Below are 21,478 nucleotides of genomic sequence, written 5' to 3' on the forward strand. Positions count from 1 at the left end.
AGAAGGTTATGCCAGCGCGCCCGGGAAAGCCTCAAAGACCTTCCCGGCCCCGCGTCAGCCGCCGCACGCCGCGAAGACGAACATGTCCTTCAGCATCCGGTACCGATCCCGGACCTTGACCGTGCCCGTCTCGGTGTCGATCTGGACGATGGTCATCTTGTTGCCGCCGTCCAGGTACTGGACCAGGTGGAGGGTCACCTGGGTGTCCCCCGTCCAGTCGACCATGTCGACGTCCCCGGTCGGCAGCTTGATCTTCTTGCGGTCGACGACCTGGTCGGTCCGCAGGTCGTACAGGACGAGCTGCGGCTTGCTCCCCGCCACGACCGACGCGATCGTGCGGCCGTCGGCGGACAGGGCCTGCGGCGCGTTCGACGACACGACCTGCGGCGGCGTGCCGCGTACGAGCTGCTCGCCCGTGTCGCTGTAGACGGCCAGGTCGGTGACGCCCTCGTCGCCGTCGTCGCTGGTGAGCACCTCGTCCCCGTCGCCGCTGAAGCCCAGCACCACCAGGTTGCCCGGCACGGAGCCGAGCCGGGCGCCGCTGGCGGTGTCGAACACGCGCGTGCTCTGGGGCTTCTCGGTGGCGATGACGACGGCCACCCGGGCGCCGTCGTCGGAGAGGAGCAGGGTGATGGTGTTCTGGTCCACCCGCGGCAGCGCGTCCTTGGCGAGCAGCGTGACGCCGCCCCCGAGCGTGCGCACGGCCAGTCTGCCGGACTTGGCGATGTACGCGACCCGCCGGCCGTTGCCGCTGACCGCGATCGGCGCCGCGGCGTACTCGAGCTTCTTGCCCTTCGCGTCGAGCGCGACCGTCTGGGCGTCACGCAGGGCGCTCTGCCCGCCGTCGTGCATGACGAGCCGCCAGTCGCCGCACGGCTTGACCTGCTCCGGCTTCCCGCAGCTCTTGATGGAGGCGTAGCGGATGCTGTCGTGCCCGCTGGTGTGCGCGTGCGGCTCCGCGTACGCGACGCCCCCCGGCACCGCGACCACGGCCGCCGCGAGAACCGCGATGATCTTGGCCTTCATGTCGTTCACTCCCCCGCCTTCACGTAGGCGTACCTGGTCTTGCTGATCGTGTATCTGCCGGTCTGCCGAACCGCGCCGGACTCTGGATCGACGGTGAGCTCCCGTATCACCGCCGTCTCCCCGACCTCGTCCTTCTCCACCGTGCCGTGGAGCACGCCGTCCGGGCTCCACCACGCGAGGTACGGCGGCACGCCGGGCGAGAGCGGCAGGTCCGCGCCGCCGGACAGCTGCCCGGTCTCCAGGTCGTAGGTCCGCACCGTGGGCCGCTTCTTCGTGTAGGCGTTGCCCGCGGTGAACACGGCCACCGTCCGGCCGTCGGGGGCCAGGGCGAGCGTGGGGGCGTTCGCGACGAGCTGGGGCGGCGTCTGCCTGATCGAACCGCCGCCGAGCCGGTGGGCGCTCAGGCGGAGGGTGTTGTCGCTCAGGTTGCGCTTGGTCAGCACCTCGTCGCCGTCGCCGCTGAACCCGGCCATCAACTCCCCGCGGGGCAGCGTCGTGATCTCGCCGGTCGCGACCGTGATCACCTTGGCGGGCAGGCGTACGGGCTCGTCGCCGTAGTCGATCACGACCCTGTCGCCCTTGGGAGACAAGTAGACGCCGATGTCGGAGGTGCCGACGCCCTTGGGCACGGCCGCCTTGGGCAGCGCCCTGGCCGGGCCGCCCGCGACCGGCTGGACGACCAGGCGGTGGTCGCGCCTGCGCTCGTAGGCCATCACGCGGCCGTCGCCGCTGATGGCGAACGTGAGGGTGTCCTGGACCTCGTCGCCCTTGGCGTCGAGCTGCGAGATGGCCGCGCCGGGCACGGCGACCTTCCGGCCGTCTCGCATGATCAGCTGCCAGTGGCCGCAGGGGTGGTCGGTGTTGTCCTTCTTGTCGGTGCAGGCCTTGACCCAGGCGGCCTGGGCCACCGGGGCGTCTGACTGGGCGTGGGCGGCTCCGGGTGTGAGCCCCAGCCCGCCGATGACCGCCGACGCCAGCAGGGCCGCGGTCGCTGAGGGATGCCTCATCGGTGTGATCCTTTCGCTCACCCGTTTAGACACCCACTTGCCGTGCCCGGTTGGTCACAGATCGGCCACGACCACGGCTCAGACCGGCCCGGGGCCCAGGGGCCGGCGGCCCGCGAAGCCCAGCTCCGTCCGGTGGTACCAGGCGAGCTCCCGCTCGCCCTCGATCCAGCACAGCCGCACCGACACTCCGTCGATCACGGCGGGGAAGTCGACCAGCACCGGCGCGATGCCCTTGACCTCGATGCCCCGCTCGCTCCACCCGCTGAGGATCTCCTCGATGCGGGCCTGCAGCCCCTTGATCTCCGGGAGGCCGCCGAGCGGGGATCTCCCCGTGGTCCGCCGGTCGAAGTCGATCTCGGACAGGTCGGCGCGGGCGGCGATCAGCTCGCGGGCGTCCTCCAGGACGCCGGGAAGCAGCTCGCGGGCCTCGGCAACGGTGAAGATCCGGTCCATACCCCAGACGTTACGGCTCGTACGCCTCGATGAGCAGCCGTTCGGCATGGTCGAGGTAGTCGTCGAGGTACGCGGCGGCCCTGTCCGGCTTCCCCGACTCCAGCAGCCCGAGCAGGGTGCGGTTGCGGTCGACGAACGGCTCGTGGAAGGCCCGCGGGTTCTCCATCACGTGGAAGACCAGCCGCAGCTCGGCCAGGAGCTGGCGCATGGCCTCGTCGATCCTGGGGCTCTCGTTCAGCGAGACGAGCGCCTGGTGGAAGCGGATGTTGGCGGTGCCGACGCCCTGCCAGTCGTCCTGCTCGGCGGCGCGCTCGGCGTCGAGCACGGCCTCCTTGATCACGGCCAGCGCCTCGGGCGCCGGGCCGCGCCGCACGGCCGCGCCTTCGAGCACGCGGCGCACGCGGTAGAGGTCGGCGACGTCCTCGGCGGACGGGAGGCAGACGAACACGCCCCTGTTGAGCTTGTGGTCGAGCAGCCGCTCGTGGCCGAGCAGCCGGAACGCCTCGCGCAGCGTGTTGCGCGAGACGCCGAGCCCCTCCGAGATCGCCTCCTCCGACAGCCGCTGCCCCGGACGGAAGAAGCCCTCGCTGATGCGGTCGCGCAGGATGTCGGCCACCCGCTCCGCGGTGCTGCTGCGGCCCAGCCGGGGACGGTCCTGAGAGAGATCGGCAACCACGTTATCCACATTTGACAGCGAATCATGGAGCAAACCTCTTGTCGAATTGTTCAACGATTCTTATGTTGAAGAGAACCCCTAGACGAACAAGGAGCGATCGAATGACAGGCTCCGCGCAACAGACCCGGCGGGTGATCCTCGCCAGCCTGATCGGAACGTCGCTGGAGTGGTACGACTTCTTCCTCTACACCACGGCGGCGACCCTCGTCTTCCCCAAACTGTTCTTCCCCGCCCTCGACCCGTTCAACGCGACGCTGGCGTCGCTGACCACCAACGCCGTGGCGTTCGTGGCCCGGCCGCTCGGCGGCATCGTGTTCGGCCACTTCGGCGACCGGGTGGGACGCAAGACCGTGCTGGTGGTGACGCTCCTGGTGATGGGCGTCTCGACGTTCCTCATCGGCGTGCTGCCCGGCTATGCGAGCGTCGGCGTGCTCGCGCCGATCCTGCTGGCGACGCTCCGGTTCGTGCAGGGCCTGGGGCTCGGCGGCGAGTGGGGCGGCGCGGTGATCATGTCCTTGGAGCACGGCGACGGGCGGCGGCGCGGCTTCAACGCGAGCTGGCCGCAGGTCGGCGTGCCCGCCGGGTACGTGCTGGCCACCGGGCTGCTCACGCTCCTGTCGTTCACGCTCTCCGACGCGGCGTTCCTGTCGTGGGGCTGGCGGGTGCCGTTCCTGCTGTCGGGCGTGCTGGTGTTCGTGGGCCTGTGGGTAAGGCTGAAGGTCAGCGAGTCGCCGCTGTTCGCCGAGGTCGAGGAGCAGGGCGCCAAGGCGGAGATGCCACTGCTCGAAGTGCTGCGCACGCACCCGCGGGCCCTGCTGTCCGCCTTCACCGCGCGGATCGGGGTGGACGTGGCCTTCTACACGTTCACCGCGTTCATCATCGTCTACCTCACCACGGTGCTGAAGCTGCCTCGCTCGTACGCGCTCAACGCGGTGCTGATCGGGTCGGCGCTGCAGCTCGCGCTGATCCCGCTGGCCGGCGCGCTGTCGGACCGGTTCGGGCGGCGGCCGGTCTACCTCGCGGGCGTGGTGGCCGCGGCGGTGTGGGCGTTCGCGTTCTTCCCGCTCCTGGACACCATGTCGTTCCCGCTGATCGCGCTGGCCGCCGTCGTCGCGCTCGTCACCCACGCCGCCATGTACGGGCCGCAGGCGGCCTTCATCGCCGAGTTGTTCAGCACGAGGCTGCGCTACAGCGGCGCCTCGATGGGTTACCAGCTGGCCGGCATCGTCGGCGGCGCCCTGGCTCCGATCATCGCCCTCAGCCTGTTCGACACGCACAAGACCACGGTCGCGGTGTCGATCTACGTGGTGATCTCCCTGGCGGTCACGGCCCTGGGCCTGGCCATCGCCCCGGAGACCCGCGACCTCGACCTGACCTCGGAGCCGGAGCCGGAACCCAAGGCCAAGGCCTCCCTGCCCGGCCAGGTGGGACCGTTCGCCTGAGCCGGACGAACGCCGCGAGAAGCCGCGGGCGGCGGCTGCCGACGCCGCCCGCGCGGAAGGGACTGGAGTGAGAATCGCACTGATCGTCGTCGCCGCGCTCGTCGCGCTCCCCCTGCTCATCGGGGGCCTGGGGGGCTTGGAGCGCACGGGCGGCGGCGAGGTGGCCGTCATCCGCGACGGCGGCCCCCTCGACGACAACAAGGTACGCCAGGTGATCAACCCCGGCTCCGGCCTGACCTGGACCGGCATGTGGTCGTCCACGCACCTCTACCCGGCGCAGCAGCGCTTCTACACGATCACCGCCGACCCCAAGCGGGCCACGACGCTCGGCGTGGACGTGGTGACGGTGCCCAGCAGCGACGGCGTGAACCTCGGCATCGAAGGCACCCTCTACTTCACGCTCAACCTGGACCACGAGACGCTGAAGACGTTCGACGACAAGTACGGCACCCGCACCTTCCGCGCCCAGGACGACCGCTCGCTCTACGCGTGGGAGGGCGACGACGGCTGGTCGGCGTTCTTCGGCCAGGCCGTCCGGCCCGTGATCGACAACGCGCTGCGCGGCCAGATCGGCGCCATGCGCTGCGCCGAGCTCGTGCCGTCGTGCTCACTGCTGGAGAGCTCCACGCTCAGGCCGAAGGACAGCAACGCCAACATCATCAAGGTCCAGAACGCGGTCAACGCCTCGCTGGCCCGCGAGCTGCCGGCCACGCTCGGCGGCGACTTCCTCACCGGGCTGCGCTTCACGCTGGCCAAGGTGACGCTGCCGGGCGAGGTGCAGCAGGCCGTGGACCGCTCGCTGGCCGCCACGGCGGCCGTCTCCCAGGCGCAGGCGGAGGTCGCCCAGGCCAAGGCGGAGGCGGACGCAAACGAGGCCAGGCAGGACGGATACGACAAATGCCCGGCGTGCGCGGAGATCGACAAGCTCAAATCGCTGCCTCAGGGCATCACCGTGTACGCCCCCGGAAATCCACAATCTGTCGTGGTGCCGTCACGGTAGTCAGAGCGCGGTTGACATGTTTTGCGCAGAGAGTCTGGGTTGTGACGGAATCGCCATCAATTCACAGAACAACCTCCACCCAGGACGCATAAACTGCGCGGCTGTGAGCCTGCCTGTACGTGAACGTTCCCCCCGGCCGGGCGGCGGTCGCCACCGCCGTCCCGTGCCCACGTCCCTGCCGCCGGACGCCCCCATGCTCGTGCTCGCCACCCCCGGCGCCACGTCCGGCGTGGCCGAGGAGATCGCGGCCGTGGTACGCGTCGACCACCCGCAGATCGAGGTGCGGCTGGCGAGCGTCACCGACCTGGCGGACTCCCTGCCCTCCGGCCGCGAAGCCGTCATCGTGCCCCTGCTCACGTGGGACGACCCGGTCGTCCTGGCGGAGATCGGCAAGGCGGTCGCGGCCAGCGGCAGCGGCGCCGTCGTCACCGAGGCGCTCGGCCCGCACCCGCTGCTGGCCGAGGCCCTGCACATCAGGCTCGCCGAACGCGGCCTGGCCAGGGCCGACCGCGTGCGCCTGCTGAACGTCTCCAGCCCGGTGGACGCCGTCATCCTCGCCACAGTGGGCGGGGAGCGCGCGGTGCACGCCGTGCAGGCCACGGCGGTGCTCCTGGCCTCCAGGCTCACCATGCCGGTCGTCTCGGCCTCGCTCGACAGCGAGCCGAGCATCGCGATGGCCGGCCAGCGGCTGCGCGCGGCGGGTGCCGAGCGCCTGGCCATCGCACCCTGCATGATCGGCCACGAGGCGCCCGCGGGCATCGTCGAGCAGGCCGCCGGATCGATCAACGCCGGGCACGCGGAACCGCTCGGCGCCCACAGCTCCATAGCCGAACTCGTCGCGCGGGCTTACGGGAGCCAACTGGCCACTTGACAAGGGCTTGCAGAGATCGCCGGACTCGCGTCATGTACGACGGCGAACGGCTCGGCCTCCGTGACGTCACGGAGGCCGGCGTGGCCGCGGCCGGGATTGTCGGTCGCGGGTCCTACGATGAGCCTCCTCACGGAGGGATAGTCCTATGCTCGACGCGCTGATCGTGCCCCTGTTCGTCACCACGGACCTGCCGCCCGAGTCGGAGCTGGCCGAGTTCGGGGAGTTGCTCGCCGAGACGGCGCGCGTGCTCCGCCACGAGAGCGACAACCACGAGGGCGACGGCTACGAGGCGTTCCTCGCGGGCAAGGTGTTCTGGCTGGACCGTCCCGTGCTGCCCGAGCAGCGCCCGGCGGGCGAGGCGGAGCTGCGCTTCGCGGGCATGCTGGGCTACCTCGCCGCCTCCGGCCCCGGCCACACGTCGCGTGACGTCGTCGGCGACGTGCGCCGGGCGATCGGCGAGGCCGTCGCCGGCCGCTACGGCGACGTGGGGGTCGCCCCGGCCGTGTTCGCGATCCGCGATCAGGACGTCCGCGAGCGCACCCCCGAGTCCGCCCTCCACATCGACACCCGCCACGCCACCCCCGAGTTGGTGACCGCGACCAGGACCTACCTCTAGCCAGGCGGCCGCGCCTCGTGCGATCGTGAACGGCGTTCAGACCTACGGGCCGCCCGCCGCGACGCGGTGGCGGCTGACGACGAGGAGGTCCTCGCATGGCCGTGCTCGGCGCGATCTGCTTCGGGCTGGTGATCGGCTGGATCACGTACGGGACACTGCGCCGCAGGCAGGGCGCGGCGGGCCTGACCGATCTCGCCGCGGTGCTGGCCGCGGTGGGCGGCGGCGCGGTGTCCGCGCTGGTGGGCCCCGAGGTGTTCGGAGCGTACGCGGTGGGCCTGGCCATCGGCTTCTTCGGCTACCTGGTCGCGGCCACGCTCATGCCGGACTCGAAGTGGCTGGGCGACTGAGCGCTCCTGCCGGGCCGGCTGGTCAGGAGGGCAGGCCCACCAGGACGTACGGGGCCCACAGGTCGGGCTCCGCGGGGCCGTAGAGGTCGCGTAGCTCAAGTACGGCCTCCCGCAGCGCCTGGGCCGGGCCCGTGCCGGAGCGCAGCCTGGTGTGGAAGTCGCGCATCAGGGCCCTGGTGACCTCGTCCGAGACCGGCCAGAGCGGGAGGAGCACGGACCGCGCGCCCGCGTGGAGGAACGCGCAGGCCAGGTCGGCCACCTCGTCCCCCCTGCCCGGGGCGGGGCCGCGTTCGTGGGCGCCGAGGACGACGAGCCGGGCGTCCACGGCCATGCTCATGAGCCGCCTGCCGGTCAGGAGGCCGTCGGCAAGCCTGACGCCCGAGCCGAAGGGGTCGCCGGGGTCGAACACGCCGGGGCACGACAGGTGCACCACGTCCCAGGCGCCGAGGAGCCGGGCCGCGGTGGCGGCCGGGCCGGTGTGGGGCGGGGCACCCAGGATGGCGGCGGCGTCCCGCGCGGCCGCTTCGAGCCGATCCCGGGCTTCGCGCGCTGCCTCGCCTTCGGATGCGGCCCCGGGCTCGGCCGTGCTTCCCGATGCGGTCCCGGGCTCGCGTTCGGGACTCGGAGTGTGCCCGAGCACCAGGGACCGGGTGCCGGTCGCGGGGCCCCGCCGGGTGAGGCGGGTCAGGGCGGCGACGGAGGGGGCGTAGGTCACGGGGGCGAGTTCGAGGAGCGGGCGGCCGTCCGGGGCGAGCGCGTGGAGCGGGATGTGGTGGAGCTCGGCGTGCGGGACCAGGTAGAGGTGGTCGAGGTCGTCGCCGAGCGCGTCGAGGGCGTCCGACAGCAGGAGGTCGGCCAGGCTCCGCCACACGGCCGCACGGTGGCGGCGCGCCTCGATGTCGAGCAGCCCGGGCCGGCGGCCGATGGTGGCGGCGGTGAAGTCGGTCAGCAGGTCGCGGCCGACGGTGGTGGGGAAGGCGCGCGGCTCGGACCAGCCGGTGCGATGGGCGAGCACCGTCACGCTCTCGTCGCCGGCGTACAAGCCGACCAGCGCGATCCCCCCGGGGCCGCTGTCGGGGCGGGCGGAGGTGACCAGGGTGTCGAGCCGGGGCTGGTCGAGCGAGGTGTCCAGGTGCAGGGCGGCGTAGTCGGGGGCGAGGGGTTCCATGCGGCGCCACAGCGCCGCCACCTCGGCCTCGGCGGCGCGGGCGCGCCGGAGCAGCGACGCGGCCTCCGACGGGTCTCGGGTGTTCCGGGCGGCCGCCCTGAGCGTCTGCACGGCGTCGAGCCCGCGCCGCTCCGCCTCCACGAGTTCGGCGGGCACGCCTGCCGGCGCGGGCCAGCGCCGATGGCTGAGGTCGGCGGCGGTGGGCCGGTCCTCGGCCGTCCACGGCCAGGAGTCGACGCCGTGACGCGCCGACCCGGACCAGCGGTCATCGGCACTCACCGCTGATCCCGGCCAGGGCTGGTGACCGAGCCGGGTGGTCAGGGCGCGGGACTTGGCATGCTCCACGTGGCGCCAGGCCGACAGGCCCCGGCCCAGGCGTACGGCGAGCCGGATCGCGCGGTCGCGGCCGGAGGTGTGGCCGAGGTCGCAGGCCCGTTCGGCGTCGGCGAGCGCGCTCGGGAGGTCGCCCAGTTCCTCGGCCGCGACGGAGCGGTGGTGCAGGGCTGTGCCCAGCTCCAGGTCGTGGCCGAGCTCCTCCAGCGGGCCGATCGCCTCCGACAGGTGCCGGTGGCCGCGGGCGTAGGAGGCGGTGGCCACGTCGAGGGCGCCGAGCCGGCCGAGGGCGAGCGCCTGGCCGGGCCGGTAACCGATCTCCCGGGCCAGGGCCGCGGCCTCCGCCAGGTCGACCCCGGCGCGGGCGGACTCCTCGACCCGGGCGAGCATGATGAGGGCCAGGACCACGCCGCGGGTCCGGCCGCGGGCGTGTTCGATGTCCAGGGCCCTCTCGGCGAAGGCTCTGGCCTGGTCCGTCGAGTCCCGCAGCGCGCAGACCAGGCTCAGGTCGGCGTAGCTGTCGGCCAGGTCCGCCCGGGAGCCCGTCTCCTCCGCGATCGCGATGGACTGCCGGTAGAGGGCCTCGGCCTCCGCCAGCTCGCCCAGCTTGAGGTGGAGCGCCGCCCGCCCGGCCAGCAACGGGGCCCGCAGGGCGCGCCAGACCGGCGAGGACAGCAGTTCAAGCCCCTCGTCGAAGGCGCGCGCGGCCTCCGTCCAGTGGGCCTGGTCGGCGCGGACGCGGCCCAGCAGGTCGAGCGCCTGGACGTGGTCGGCGGGCAGCGCGGCGTCCGAGTCGCGGGCCAGGGCGACCGCCTCGGTGAGGTGGCCGGCGGCCTCGTCCAGGCGGCCCAGCTCGCGGGCCGCGGCGCCGAGGTTGCGCAGGTGGTCGATCACGAGGGCGTCGCGCAGCTCGTAGCCGCGGGCGGCGTACGCGTGCGCGGCCTCCAGGTCTCCCAGCGCGCGGCAGAAGGTGGAGAGCCTGGCCAGCAGGAACGAGTGGTACTCGGAGGCGAGTGGGCGGCCGTTGACGGGGTTGGCGGCGAGCGTCTGCTCGGCCAGGGCTCGGGCGGTCTCCAGGTCGCCGGCGGCCTCCGCCTCCTCGATGCGGAGCCAGGTCTCCAGCCGTTCGGCCCGGTCGCCGTCGGCCGCCCTGACCGCCTGGCTCAGGGTGGCGTGGCCGCGGGTCGCGTCGCCGAGGATGAGCTGGATGCGGGCCAGCCGGGCCAGCAGCTCCGCGTCCAGGCCCCCGCCCATGGCGGCGATGAGCTCGAAGTCCCCGCCGGACTCCCCCGCCGCCGAACCACCGCCCCCCGCCGGGGCGAGGATGGACAGGCCGGCTTCGAGGGCGGCTCGGGCGCGGCGGAACTCGCCGCGTTCCTCCAGCGCGAGGCCGAGCTTGATCGAGGCGAGCGCCGCCAGCCGGGGCTGTCCGCCCGCGTGGAACCCGGCCGCCGCCAGCTCCAGCTCCTCCACCTGCGCGTCCAGGTCCCCGGTGAGCGCGGCCAGCGCGGCCAGCCGGTCACGTACGACGGCCTCCTTGAGCGGGGCCCCGGCGGACAGCTCCAGCGCCGAGCTCAGCCGTTCCGCGGCCTCGTCCCACGAGCCGAGCCGCAGGTCCAGCGCGGCCCGCCCCAGCACGGCGACGAGGACGGCCTCCGGGTCGCCCTCGGCGGCGGCCAGCTCCAGCGCGCGCCCCAGGTCGGCCAGCGCCTCGTCATAACGGTCGAGGGCGGTCAGGCAGGAGGCGCGCATGGTCAGCGCGGTCGCCTCCTTGACGGGGGCACGCAGCCGGGCGAACGCCTCCGCCGCCGCCCCGAACTCCTCCAGCGCCCGCCCCTGCTCCCCCTCGGCGTACGAGAGCGCCCCCAGGTTGTAGCGCGCGGAGGCGGCCCCGTCGTGGTGGCCGAGCGACTCGTACTCGCGCTCGGCCAGCCCGAAGGCCGCCCTGGCGCCGTCGACGTCGCCGCGGCCACGGCGGCGGCCCGCGATGCGGTACCACTCGTCGGCGGGCTCGCGCCGCTCCCCCCTGCGCCGCACGATCTCCACCAGCCGGGTCTCGCAGGCGGCGGCCTGGCCGGGGTGGCCGCGCCCCACCAGCAGGACGGCGTGCGCGTCGAGCGCCCGGCACGCGTCCTCCCACGCCCCGGCGGCCTCCAGCTCGATGGCGCAGGCGGCCATGCGTTCGGCGGCCGCGGTGAGGTCGTCCTGGTCGACGGCCGCCCGGGCGGCGGGGACGAGCGCCATGGCGGCCGGCACGGTCTCGCCGAGCTCCCGGTAGAGCTCACGGGCCCGGACCGCGCAGGCCACGGCGCCGCCCGGGTCGCCCGCGGCCAGGAACGCATCCGCCGCGTGCCCCTGCTGGACGGCCTCCTCCGCCGCCAGCCCGGCGCTCTCGCACAGGGCGATGGCGCGGTGGTGGTGTTCGAGGGCGCGAACGGGGTCACCGGCGCTGAGCAGCACGACGCCCATGCTGCCGAGCTGCAGCGCCTCGGACCGGACCTCGCCCAGCGAGCCGTAGACGGCCGCCGACCGCGCGTACGACTCCAGCGCCGAATCCAGCTCGCCCAGCTCCTGATAAGCGCGCCCCTGCTCGGACAGCGCGTACGCCGTCCGATCGCCCTCCTCGGCGCCGAACGCCTCCGCCGCCCGCCCCAGCACCACGCAGGCCACCCGCCGCCGCCCGAGCGAGGCCAGCCGCAGCCCCCGCTCCAGCAGGAACTCGCCGGACGACTCGGCCTGCCGCTCGGCGTAGCGCAGCAGCTTGACCGTCACCTCGTCGTCCCGAGTGCCCAGCGCCAGCTCGGTCGCGGCCTGAGCGAGCCGCGCGTCCGGCGGCGGCGCCCCGTCGAGAGCCGCGCCGAGCTGCGACAGCAGCTCCGGGTCCCCTTCCCCGGCGAGGTCGAGCACCTCCCCCAGGTCCCCCGGGTCGCCCTGCGCCGAGAACCGCGCCAGCAGCGCCCCGCACAGCACCCGCCGCGCGGGCGCCGGGTCCTGGGCGGACTTCACGGCCAGCTCCAGACCCTGGCGCGCGGCCGCCACCGCCTCCCGCAGGTCCTCCGCCCGCCCCGAGTGCCCGGCCCGCCACCGCAGCACCTCCGAGACGAGCCCGTACGCCTCCACCCGCGACGACAGCAGCTCACCGGCCGCCAGGGCCTCGCGCGCCGCGGCGACCGCCTCGTCGGCGTGCCCGGCGTCGAGATCCAGCTTGAGCGCCTGCGCGAGCAGCACCAGGACCCCGGGCCTGGCCGGGTCCCGCTCCCCGTGGGCCGCGAGCGCGGCACGCGCGGCGGCGATCGGCTCCGCGGGGTCCCCGCCGGTCGCGACGGCCCGCTTGAGCAGCGCGTTCGCCAGGCCGGCGAGCAGCCCGGGACGGTCGGCGTGCCCGCGCGGAGCCTGACCGCAGGCCTCGCGCATGACCTCGACGGCGGTCTCCAGGTCGTGCGGGTCGCCGGTGACGCCGTACCGCTTCCAGCGCCGGTCGCCCAGCCGCCCGAGCCGCACCACGGGGTCGGCGCCGAGCCCGCGCGCCGCCTCGCCGGGCCCCAGGTGCATGGCCTCCAGCATCTCCGTCCCGGCCTCCAGCGAGCGCTCGTCCCCCGTGACGACGAACCACTCGACCAGCCCGGCCGCGTACGGCGCCAGCACGCCGGGATGCGCCCACTTCTCGTGCCAGAAGTCGAGCGCGCACTGCCCGACCCTGATGAACGCCAGCAGATCGCGATCGGCGTACGACCCGGTCGAACGCGCCCGCGTGAGCTCCACCAGCGCCAGCAGCGCCTGCGACCGGGCCTGGCCGGCCGGCGGCGCCTGCGCGGCGCTCACGTACGCCCCGGCCAGCTCCTCGTCGCCGAACGCCGCCAGCCCGAGCGCCGTGCCCAGCAGGTCCACGTGCGCCGGCTCGGCCAGCGCCGCCCTGAACAGCACGTGCACGGCGTCGTCAACGACCTCCAGCTCCCCCGTGGCCCCGAACAGCCGCACCAGCCCGTCGCCCAGCAGCGCCAGCGCGCCCGGCGCCCAGGCGGGCTCGGGCGAACGCGTCGACTCCTGTAACAGCAGCTCGCCGAGCTGGTCGGCCACCTCCGGCGTGGGCTGCGCCAGGGCGCGCCGCACCAGGGCGTGGACCAGCAGCCCCACGTGCGGGTACGCCGCCGGATCCACGTGGCGGAACACCTCTTCGACCAGCCCCGCCCACGTGCCGGCCGAGTCGCCGGGGGGCGCGTTCGAGCCGCGCAGCCGCTCCGGGAGCCGCCCGGGATCGACCACGGCCACGGCGGCGAAGAACGCGCCCGCCACCGCCGCGTCCTGGGTGAACCGCTGGTCGAGCCGGTACCGGGCCAGGTGGAGCATGCCGATCAGGCGCCAGGCGACCGCGTCGGACCGATCGCCGGCGCAGGCCCGCATCGCCTGCTCGGCCTCGACCAGCGCCGCGGGATCCCAGATCAGGTCGGGGTCCGCGGCCTGCTCGAACCGCTCGATGCGGGCGGCCAGCGCCCGAGCCGGTTCGGTCATGGGCACAGGCTCTCACCGGCGTGCGCGCCCGTACAGGACCGCGGCTTGGACCTCCACATCGCCCCGTACGGTATCGCCCTTTACGGTGTCAGCTCGACGAAGGACACGCCCGGCATCGGCAGATCGAACTCGACGGTGACGGTGCTCCCTACGACCGTGGCCGGAGGGGTCAGCTCGTCCAGCGCGTTGGCGGCGCGGAGCTTGTCCCACTGCTCGTCCGCCGGCCAGTCGCCGCCGCCCATCGCCTGCCAGGCCGCCTGCACGTTGGAGTGGTCGCGGTCGACGCGGTGGTGGGTGAGCGTGTACTCCCCGTCGCCGAGCCCGCCGACGGTCACGGACACCGTACGGGTGAGCTCGGGAGCGCCGTCGGCCTGGGCGTGGTTGAGGGTGCCGTTCCAGACCAGCACGCCGATCCTGCCGTCGTCGTGCCGGGCCGCCCACGCCTCGACGCCGGCCACGTCGCCGTCGAGCGTGGCGGCCAGCTCCGCGCCGCCCAGCCGGGAGGCCAGGGTCAGCGCGTGGAAGCGGGGCTTGCGCAGGTTGCCGACCGTCAGCAGGCCGAACCCGCCGTGGAACAGCCGCGGCGGCCGGCCCAGCTCCTCGAAGTGGTCGGAGGCCACCCAGTGCGACAGCGCGGCGACCCTGCCGGCCGCCGACTTCATGCCGTGCAGCAGGAACGCCGCCCCGAACGGCCCGTCGCCGATGCCGTGGAAGTGGGTGGGCGTGGGCCCCCATTCGGTCCACCAGATCGGGACGTCCACGCCGTACCTGGCCAGGACGGGTCGCCAGTCGAGCGGCGCGTTGCCGTAGGTGTGGGTGGAGACGAAGTCGAGCTCCGCTCCCGACTCCTCGATGTGGGCCAGCAGCTCCTCCACCCAGGCGTCGGCGGCCGAGGCGGGGCCGCCGACGCGCAGGTCCGGGTGGACGTTCTTCACGGCCGCGGCGGTGACGTCGTAGAGCAGGAAGTACTCCTCGGGCGTGCCGGACCAGAAGACGGCCAGGTTCGGCTCGTTCCAGACCTCGAAGGCCCAGTGGTCGATCAGCTCGTGGATCCCGTACCGCTCGGCCAGGTGCTCGACGAGCGCCCTGACCAGGTCGCTCCACGCCTCGAAGTCCTTCGGCGGCGAGACGATGGCGTCATAGCCGAAGACCGTCTTGGAGGGGTCGGCGGCCAGGTCGCGCGGCATGTAGCCGAGCTCCACGATCGGCCGCAGGCCCAGCGCCATCACCTTGTCGTAGATCTCGTCCACGCGGCTGAAGTCGTAGACCGCCCGGCCGTCGGCCTCTCGGTAGACGCCCACGTCGTCGCAGAGGATGGCGTGCGCCCTGACCGTCTGGACGCCGAGCTCGTCCCGCATGACGCGCAGCGCCGCGGCCAGCTCCTCGCCGATGGGCCGGCCGCCGGTCTCGTCGGTGCTCAGCAGGTGCGACAGGTGCTCCGACCCCACCATGTACGCCCACGGCCGCGGCAGCTCTCGGGTCACCCGCCCCGCGTCCACCCGGATCGACACCCCGGCCGCCCCTTCGAGCGGGGCGGCCGGCACGGGCTCGGAGAACGGCCCGGCGTGGTCCATGGCGGCGATGGCGGCCACCTGGTACGACGCCGCTCCCCGGCCCGTGTCCACGAACCGGCAGGACGGGACGGCGGGCACGTCCACGTCCGGCGACGTGGCCGGCGCGCCGTCCCGGTGCACCAGGTAGCCGATGGCCCCGGGCACGGCGTCCCAGGTCAGCGTCACCTGACCGGCCCCCGGGACCGCCCTGAGGCCGGTCGGGGCCGGCAGGTCGGGCCGGGAGGACGGGGTGATCGCGCCGGACGCCTGGCCGATGCGCTCCTGCCAGTCGCGGTGGGCAGCCATGTTCATGAATTGACGTTCCATTCCTCGATTTCCATCACCGGGCGCAGCTTGGCCTCCACGCCCGAGCCCGCGAAGTAGCGGTGCAGGTTTCCGCCGGTGAGCACGTTGCCCAGGGCGGCCATCGCCATGCCCTGGTCGAGTGCCAGGTACCACTTGGACACGGCCCCCGAGCGGACCGCGACGGCGTCGTAGAAGCCGCCGGGGCCGTAGGAGTCGAAGTTCCTGCGGAGTTTGTCCAGGTTGTCGATGGCCGCGGCCTTCGCGTACGGCAACGCCAGGAAGCTGGCGTGCGGCGTCACCACGCCGTCGCCGTAGCTCGCGGGCTCCGGCTTGGCCGGGCGGCAGCCCTCGTAGCCGGGGTCGGTGCCGGTGCGCTCGCGGTCGGAGGTGTAGCCGGGCTCGTCCATGCCGAGCGGGTCCACGCCGTACTCGCGGTAGCCGCCGTGCGGGTCGTTGGAGGGCGAGAAGCCCCAGTAGCCGTACCTGGCCTCGTTCAGGCCGTGCTCGATCTGGGCGCGCACGAACACCGGGTGGTTGCGGCCCCAGCTCTTGGGCGCCCACTTCGCCTCGGGGACCACGAGGTCCGGCATGAGGGCCTCGAACATGGAGCCGCCCCAGTTCGGGACGTACCGCATGCCGCGGTAGGCGTAGGTGCCCTCCCAGACGTTCACGCCCAGGTACTTCTTCCACGAGCCGACCGGCTTCTGGTCCTGCCAGCCGAAGTCGCAGCCGTTGTCCGGGAAGGTGCGGTACGGGCCGAAGTAGCTCTCGCGCGGGAGCTGGCCGAGCGCGATGCCCACGTACTGGCCGATGCGGGTCTCGGCGGGCGCGCCGTAGTGGTGGCAGGTGGAGTAGACGGTCGTGCCGGTGCCGGCGTAGTCGCTCTCGACGTAGCAGCCGTCGGGCGGCTCGGGCCAGAACCCGCCCCGGATCAGCCCGGTGCCCGCGTCGGGGCGCGCGGCGGGGTCGTAGTAGGAGGTGAAGTCCATGGAGGTCAGCAAGCGGTTGGCGCGGGCGGCGAACTGGGGGGTGGCGTTGCGGACCATCATGAGGGCCGCGGCCAGCCAGCCGTTGTCCACGCTGGAGGCGAACAGGCGCACCGGGTCCCCGGTCTCCGGCCAGGTGTGGATCAACTGGAGGGTGCCGGGATCGTACCAGTTGTAGAACTGGCCGGTGGGCGTGTTCCGCTCCAGCCGCTCCAGCGCCTTGATCACCCGGCCGACCCTGGCGGTGGCGTCCCCGCCGCTGATCAGGCGCAGGTCGCGGGCGGCGAGGGTGCTCCAGAGGTACGTGCCGATGTTGGTGGGCGAGGTGACCTTCGCCCTGGTCGCCAGGTCGCCGGTCACCTTGTCGGCGGGCAGGCCGGTGGTCGGCTCGACCATGGCGGCGATCGAGCGCCAGGTGTCCTTGGCGTAGCGCTGCAGGGTGACGTCTCCGGAGGCGTCGGCTGGGGTGGCGGGCACGATCAGGGCCAGCGATAACACGCCGGACAGGACTGTCTTGCGCATGGGGGGCTCCTCTACTTGAGGCCGGTGGTGGCGATGCCCTGGATGAAGAAGCGCTGCAGGAAGACGAACAGGAACAGGATCGGCGCGATCACCACGACCGACCCGGCTACCAGCAGGTTGTAGTGGGTGGCTTCGTGCCCGTTCAGGATGTTGAGCGCGACCGGGAGGGTGTACATGTCCTCGCTCTGGGCGACCACGGCCGGCCACAGGAAGTTGTTCCACGAGCCGAGGAACGTGATCAGCGCCAGCGTGGCCAGCGGCGGCCCGCACAGCGGCAGGATGATCGTGAAGAAGATCCGGAACTCCCCCGCGCCGTCCACCCTGGCCGCGTGGATCAGCTCGTCCGGCAGGTCCGCGATGAACTGCCGCATCATGAACACGCCGAGCGGCGTGACCACGGTCGGCAGGATGATCCCGATGAACGTGTTGACCATGCCGAGCTTCGCGATCAGCACGAACTGCGGCACCATGAGCACGATCGCCGGGATCGCGAGCTGCACCAGCACCAGGCCGAAGGCGAGGTTCCTGCCGCGGAAGGTCAGCTTGGCGAAGGCGTACCCGACCATGGAGCAGAACAGCAGGTTCGTGGCGACCAGCACGAGCGCGATGGCCATGCTGTTGGCGAAGGCGTTGCCGATGTTCACCCGCTGGAACAGCTCGACGAAGTTGTCCAGCGTGAACGTCTCCGGCCAGAGCGTCGGCGGGTCGCGCCTGATCTCCCGTTCCGGCTTGACCGAGCTGAGCGCCGTCCACAGGAACGGCCCGACGACCAGCACCAGCCCCAGGCTCAGCCCCAGGTAGACGACCGCGCGCTGGCGGCGGGTCCTGCTCACCTTCGCCTCCCCAACCTCAGTTGCAGTACGGCCAGCGCCACGATCACCACGAACAGCACGGACGAGGCGGCTCCCGCGTAGCCGTAGTTGCCGACGCCGAACTGGCCGAAGATGGCCAGCGAGGCCGACAGCGTGGAGTCGAGCGGGCCGCCCCTGGTCATGACCAGCGGCTCCTCCAGGAACTGCATGAAGCCGACCGAGCTGTAGACGGTGCAGAACAGCAGCACGGGCCGGAGCGAGGGCACGGTGACCGCGCGGAAGCGGGCCCAGCGGCCGGCGCCGTCCACCTCGGCGGCCTCGTACAGCTCCCTCGGGATGCTCTGCAGCGCGGCCAGCAGCACGACCATGTTGAAGCCGAAGCTGCGCCAGGCCGTCATCACGATGATCGACGGCAGCGCCGTGGAGGTGCTCTGCAGCCAGTTCGGGCCCTGGACGCCCACCAGCTCCAGCAGCCGGTTGACCAGCCCGGCCTCCGGCTCCAGCAGGAACTTCCAGGCCACGGCGATGCCGATGATGCTGGTGATGTTGGGCAGGTAGTAGCCGAGCCGGAAGAACGCGGCCGGCAGCCGGGCGATCCCCGAGTTGAGCAGCACGGCCGCGGCCAGCCCGAGCCCGATGGTCAGCGGCAGCGCGGTCACCACGAAGACCACGGTGTTGAGCGCCGCCCTGCGCATGGCGCCGTCGTTCATCAGGCGCAGGTAGTTGTCGACCCCGACCAGGTCGACGGCGAGCGGGTCGGTCACGTCGGTGCTGCGCATGTCGGTGAAGCTCATGCCGATGCCGACGAGCAGCGGGCCCAGGTAGAAGACCACGAACAGGACCACGAACGGCAGGATGAAGATCCAGCCGATGCCGGCCTGGCGTAACGTGCCCCTGAGCCTGACTGGCGCCACCCGGCGGGCGGGAACCGCCACGCTCATGGGCTCACTCCCTTGTTCACAGGCCGGTGCCGATGGTGTCGGCCTGCGACTGGATCGCCTTGAGCGTCTGCTCGGGCGTCTGCGTGCCCCGGGCCAGCTTCTCCAGCTCGGTCTCCAGCACCCTGGCCACCTGCTCCCACGTCGGGAACGGCGGCGGCGTCTTGGCGTCCTTGAGCTGCTCGCCGAAGACCGCGAGCTGCTTGTCGGCGGTCAGCTCCGGCTCCTGCCAGGCCTTCGCGACCGCGGGCAGCGCCTTCACCGTCGTGTACCACTTGGCCTGGACCTTCGGCTCGCTCAGCCACTGGATGAACTTCCAGGCCGCGTCGCGGTTCTTGGCCTTCTTGAACACCACCATGTCGGACCCGCCGAGGAAGCTCGTCGCCGAGACCGGCCCCTTGGGGTAGGGCGCGACGTCGAACTTGTCCTTGAAGTCAGGTCCGCCGTCGTTGTTCAGCACGCCGATCATCCACGGGCCGGAGAAGAAGCCGCCGACCTCGCCCTTGATGAAGCTCTGCGGGAAGGCGCCCTCCGGGGTGTTGTTGGGGGCGAGCTTCTGCGTGAACAGCGACGCGTACTGCTTGAGCCCCGTGAGCGCCTCGGGGGTGTCGAACGTGTACTTGCCGTCCTTGACGATCTCGCCGCCCGCCTGCCAGATGAGCGGCAGCACCTCCTGCCAGGAGGCTCCCTGCGTGTAGCTCTGGTTGAACCCGTTCCCGGCGCCGCCCTTCTCCTTGAGCGCCTTGGCGAACGCCGAGAACTCCTGCCACGTCCCCGGCGGCTCGACGCCGGCCTTCTTCGCCTGGTCCGTGCGGTAATAGAGGACGCGGGTCTCGACGTACCACGGCACCCCGTACGCCGTGCCGTTGACGTCGACCGTCTGCCAGGCGCCGGGGAAGAACGCGGACTTGTCGACCAGGTTGCCGGGCGTCGGCTCCAGCGCGCCGGTCTTGGCCAGCTCGCCCGACCAGGTGGAGCCGACCATGCTCACGTCGGGCGTGGCGCTGCCCGCGATGGCCGCGGTGATCTTGTCGTGGGCCACGTCCCAGCCGATGGCCGTGACGTTGACCTTCACGCCCGGGTTGGCGCCCTCGAAGTCCTTGACGAACGCGCCGAGCGCCTTGCCCTCCTCACCCATCGCCCAGACCGTGACCTCCCCCGTGATCTTGCCGGTCGTGACGTTCTGCGCCTGCTCAGGAGCTTTGTCTTGGCTGCGGCCGCAGCCGGCGGCCAGGATCGCGAGAGCCAGCACGCCTCCCGCGGCGCGCCGGGTGGTGGTGTTCACGGACTACCTCCTGGGGGTGTGGTCACCGCGGCCGGAACGGATCTCCGGCGCGGCGGTCAGAACTCGGTGACGTCTCGGGGTGGTCGCCGCAGCTGGAGCGGACCACCAGCTCGGTGGGCAGGCTCTGGTGGCGGGGCAGGTCGCGGGCGCCGGTGATCAGCTCGTCGAGCGCGCGGGCGGCGCGGGCGCCGAGCGCGCGCATGGGCTGGCGTACGGTGGTCAGCGCCGGGCGGGCGTGGCGGGCGGCCATGATGTCGTCCCAGCCGGTCACGGCCAGGTCGCCGGGCACGCTCAGGCCGAGCTCCTCGGCGGCCAGCAGCGCGCCCAGCGCCACCTCGTCGTCGGAGCAGATGATCGCCTCGGGCCGGCCCTTGCCCTTGAGCAGGTCTTTCGCGGCCTCGAAGCCGCACTCGACGGTGTAGTGGCGGGTGCCCACGGCCTCGATCGCGCCGCCGAGCACGGCCCGCACGCCCTGCCAGCGCTCGTCCACGTCGTCCTGGCTGGTCATGGGCGCGCCGAGGAAGGCGAAGCGCTCGTAGCCGTGCCCGGCCAGGTGGGCGGCCAGCGCTCCCGCCGAGGCCCGGTTCTCGCTGCGCAGCGTGTCGGCGCCGGTCAGCGGGTCGCGCGAGATGAACACCAGCCGCACGCCGAGCCCCACCAGCTCGGCGACCAGCGGCTCGGGGACGGTGTGACCGAAGATCAGCATGCCGTCGACCCGCCCGGCGAGGTCCTTGACCAGGTCGTTGACCCGCGTGCGGCCCTTGGTGGACAGGATGACGACGGAGCGCCCCAGCTCGGAGGCGACCTCCTCGTAGCCGAGCAGGACCTCGGTGTAATAGGGGCCGGCGAGCTCGGGGAAGACGATGCCGTTGGCGGCGTGACGGCCCTCGGCCAGGCTCACCCCGAGGCGGCTGGGCGTGAAGTTGAGCTCCTCGACCGCCTTGAGGACCTTCTCGCGCGTCCTGGCCGCGACCGGGCCGGTGCCGCGCAGCGCCCTGGACACGGTCGCGATCGACACGCCGGCCCGCTTGGCCACCTCGTAGATGGTCACGTCCATCCAGCTTCTCCCTGTTGTGTAAGCGCTTCCACCTTGGACTGTAAGCGCTTACACAAAGGCAGTGTGCCAGGCTTGTTAACTTCTCGTACAGGCCCCGGTGCGTAACGGTGAGGTCACGCCGTCGATGGGTAGTCGTGGATCATGCTCTATGGCAAGGAACACGTACGGCGTTATCAGGAGACCGACGGCGCTGAGGGACACGACTGGAACAACACGACAGTCCTTCTCCTCACCACGAAGGGCCGCAAGTCGGGCAATCCCTACACGACGCCGCTCATCTATCAGAAGCACGGCGACGACCACGTGATCGTGGCGTCCCACGGCGGGGACCCTGTTCACCCGCAGTGGTACAAGAACATCCTGGCCGACCCCGAGGTGGAGGTTCAGGTCAAGGACGACAAGTTCACGGCCCGCGCGCGTACGGCCTCGAAGGAGGAGAAGCCGGAGCTCTGGCGGCTGATGGCCCGCACCTGGCCGGACTACGACGAGTACCAGAAGAAGACCGACCGCGACATCCCGGTCGTCGTGCTCGAACGCGCCCGATGACGCGAGCCCCGCCGCGCCCGGCCAG

17 protein-coding genes are annotated in these 21,478 nt (G+C 72.5%); 6 read left to right on the forward strand and 11 right to left on the reverse strand.

The features are described 5' to 3' along the window. Positions 1 to 54 precede the first annotated feature (54 nt). The 4 genes from ACIBQ1_RS30390 to ACIBQ1_RS30405 all read right to left on the reverse strand — a co-directional run bounded on the left by ACIBQ1_RS30390 (position 55) and on the right by ACIBQ1_RS30405 (position 3,162). Complete coding sequence (locus ACIBQ1_RS30390; protein ID WP_397282711.1) at positions 55 to 1,035, reverse strand: hypothetical protein; 981 nt, start codon at positions 1,033 to 1,035, stop codon at positions 55 to 57. After that, a complete protein-coding gene (locus ACIBQ1_RS30395) occupies positions 1,032 to 2,033 on the reverse strand; it encodes a hypothetical protein (protein WP_397282712.1) in 1,002 nt (333 codons plus the stop codon). The genes ACIBQ1_RS30390 and ACIBQ1_RS30395 overlap by 4 nt, the downstream gene beginning before the upstream one ends. A 78-nt stretch (positions 2,034 to 2,111) precedes the next feature. Next, complete coding sequence (locus ACIBQ1_RS30400) at positions 2,112 to 2,486, reverse strand: DUF2203 domain-containing protein (protein WP_397282713.1); 375 nt, start codon at positions 2,484 to 2,486, stop codon at positions 2,112 to 2,114. Positions 2,487 to 2,496: 10 nt separating this feature from the next. Further along, positions 2,497 to 3,162, reverse strand: a complete 666-nt coding sequence (locus ACIBQ1_RS30405) for a GntR family transcriptional regulator (RefSeq protein ID WP_397282714.1) — start codon at positions 3,160 to 3,162, stop codon at positions 2,497 to 2,499. A 101-nt stretch (positions 3,163 to 3,263) separates the two neighbouring features. Here ACIBQ1_RS30405 and ACIBQ1_RS30410 point away from each other — a divergent pair, with 101 nt between their 5' ends. The 5 genes from ACIBQ1_RS30410 (at position 3,264) to ACIBQ1_RS30430 (ending at position 7,438) form a co-directional block, all read left to right on the forward strand. After that, complete coding sequence (locus tag ACIBQ1_RS30410) at positions 3,264 to 4,604, forward strand: MFS transporter (RefSeq protein WP_397282715.1); 1,341 nt, start codon at positions 3,264 to 3,266, stop codon at positions 4,602 to 4,604. A 67-nt stretch (positions 4,605 to 4,671) separates the two neighbouring features. Then, on the forward strand, positions 4,672 to 5,604 hold the full coding sequence (locus ACIBQ1_RS30415; protein WP_397282716.1) for an SPFH domain-containing protein: 933 nt from the start codon (positions 4,672 to 4,674) through the stop codon (positions 5,602 to 5,604). A gap of 163 nt (positions 5,605 to 5,767) precedes the next feature. Next, positions 5,768 to 6,475, forward strand: a complete 708-nt coding sequence (locus tag ACIBQ1_RS30420; protein WP_397282717.1) for a sirohydrochlorin chelatase — start codon at positions 5,768 to 5,770, stop codon at positions 6,473 to 6,475. A gap of 145 nt (positions 6,476 to 6,620) precedes the next feature. Continuing rightward, positions 6,621 to 7,091 (forward strand): hypothetical protein, encoded by a 471-nt coding sequence (locus ACIBQ1_RS30425; RefSeq protein ID WP_397282718.1) that lies wholly within the window; start codon positions 6,621 to 6,623, stop codon positions 7,089 to 7,091. 95 nt (positions 7,092 to 7,186) lie between these two features. Then, positions 7,187 to 7,438 carry a hypothetical protein gene (locus tag ACIBQ1_RS30430; protein ID WP_397282719.1) on the forward strand — a complete coding sequence of 84 codons (252 nt, stop codon included), beginning with the start codon at positions 7,187 to 7,189 and terminating at the stop codon, positions 7,436 to 7,438. Positions 7,439 to 7,460: 22 nt separating this feature from the next. Here the strand turns inward: ACIBQ1_RS30430 and ACIBQ1_RS30435 are convergent, their stop codons facing one another. From ACIBQ1_RS30435 to ACIBQ1_RS30465, 7 genes are all read right to left on the reverse strand, one after another. Further along, positions 7,461 to 13,448, reverse strand: a complete 5,988-nt coding sequence (locus ACIBQ1_RS30435) for a CHAT domain-containing protein (RefSeq protein ID WP_397282720.1) — start codon at positions 13,446 to 13,448, stop codon at positions 7,461 to 7,463. Between the two features lie 80 nt (positions 13,449 to 13,528). Continuing rightward, positions 13,529 to 15,313, reverse strand: coding sequence for a hypothetical protein (locus tag ACIBQ1_RS30440; protein ID WP_397282721.1), 1,785 nt, complete (start codon positions 15,311 to 15,313; stop codon positions 13,529 to 13,531). After that, on the reverse strand, positions 15,310 to 16,815 hold the full coding sequence (locus ACIBQ1_RS30445) for a glucoamylase family protein (RefSeq protein ID WP_397282722.1): 1,506 nt from the start codon (positions 16,813 to 16,815) through the stop codon (positions 15,310 to 15,312). The genes ACIBQ1_RS30440 and ACIBQ1_RS30445 overlap by 4 nt, the downstream gene beginning before the upstream one ends. 11 nt (positions 16,816 to 16,826) lie before the next feature. Then, the gene (locus ACIBQ1_RS30450; protein ID WP_397282723.1) at positions 16,827 to 17,648 is read right to left on the reverse strand and encodes a carbohydrate ABC transporter permease; all 822 of its coding nucleotides are present in this window, start codon (positions 17,646 to 17,648) and stop codon (positions 16,827 to 16,829) included. Continuing rightward, positions 17,645 to 18,568 carry a carbohydrate ABC transporter permease gene (locus ACIBQ1_RS30455; protein WP_397282724.1) on the reverse strand — a complete coding sequence of 308 codons (924 nt, stop codon included), beginning with the start codon at positions 18,566 to 18,568 and terminating at the stop codon, positions 17,645 to 17,647. Before ACIBQ1_RS30455 ends, ACIBQ1_RS30450 begins: the two co-directional genes overlap by 4 nt. Before the next feature lie 16 nt (positions 18,569 to 18,584). Next, a complete protein-coding gene (locus ACIBQ1_RS30460; RefSeq protein ID WP_397282725.1) occupies positions 18,585 to 19,850 on the reverse strand; it encodes a sugar ABC transporter substrate-binding protein in 1,266 nt (421 codons plus the stop codon). Positions 19,851 to 19,872: 22 nt separating this feature from the next. Then, on the reverse strand, positions 19,873 to 20,907 hold the full coding sequence (locus tag ACIBQ1_RS30465) for a LacI family DNA-binding transcriptional regulator (RefSeq protein ID WP_397282726.1): 1,035 nt from the start codon (positions 20,905 to 20,907) through the stop codon (positions 19,873 to 19,875). Between the two features lie 141 nt (positions 20,908 to 21,048). Between ACIBQ1_RS30465 and ACIBQ1_RS30470 the strand changes: the two genes are divergently transcribed. Continuing rightward, positions 21,049 to 21,453, forward strand: a complete 405-nt coding sequence (locus ACIBQ1_RS30470) for a nitroreductase family deazaflavin-dependent oxidoreductase (RefSeq protein WP_397282727.1) — start codon at positions 21,049 to 21,051, stop codon at positions 21,451 to 21,453. Positions 21,454 to 21,478: the final 25 nt, after the last annotated feature.

The organism is Nonomuraea sp. NPDC050153, from assembly GCF_044460125.1.
Taxonomy (GTDB): Bacteria; Actinomycetota; Actinomycetes; order Streptosporangiales; family Streptosporangiaceae; genus Nonomuraea.

Coding starts and splice junctions, on each gene's coding strand:
- ACIBQ1_RS30395 (WP_397282712.1), bottom strand. CDS start 2,033: ATGAGGCATCCCTCAGCGACCGCGGCCCTGCTGGCGTCGGCGGTCATC.
- ACIBQ1_RS30400 (WP_397282713.1), bottom strand. CDS start 2,486: ATGGACCGGATCTTCACCGTTGCCGAGGCCCGCGAGCTGCTTCCCGGC.
- ACIBQ1_RS30410 (WP_397282715.1), top strand. CDS start 3,264: ATGACAGGCTCCGCGCAACAGACCCGGCGGGTGATCCTCGCCAGCCTG.
- ACIBQ1_RS30425 (WP_397282718.1), top strand. CDS start 6,621: ATGCTCGACGCGCTGATCGTGCCCCTGTTCGTCACCACGGACCTGCCG.
- ACIBQ1_RS30430 (WP_397282719.1), top strand. CDS start 7,187: ATGGCCGTGCTCGGCGCGATCTGCTTCGGGCTGGTGATCGGCTGGATC.
- ACIBQ1_RS30435 (WP_397282720.1), bottom strand. CDS start 13,448: ATGACCGAACCGGCTCGGGCGCTGGCCGCCCGCATCGAGCGGTTCGAG.
- ACIBQ1_RS30440 (WP_397282721.1), bottom strand. CDS start 15,313: ATGAACATGGCTGCCCACCGCGACTGGCAGGAGCGCATCGGCCAGGCG.
- ACIBQ1_RS30445 (WP_397282722.1), bottom strand. CDS start 16,815: ATGCGCAAGACAGTCCTGTCCGGCGTGTTATCGCTGGCCCTGATCGTG.
- ACIBQ1_RS30455 (WP_397282724.1), bottom strand. CDS start 18,568: ATGAGCGTGGCGGTTCCCGCCCGCCGGGTGGCGCCAGTCAGGCTCAGG.
- ACIBQ1_RS30465 (WP_397282726.1), bottom strand. CDS start 20,907: ATGGACGTGACCATCTACGAGGTGGCCAAGCGGGCCGGCGTGTCGATC.
- ACIBQ1_RS30470 (WP_397282727.1), top strand. CDS start 21,049: ATGCTCTATGGCAAGGAACACGTACGGCGTTATCAGGAGACCGACGGC.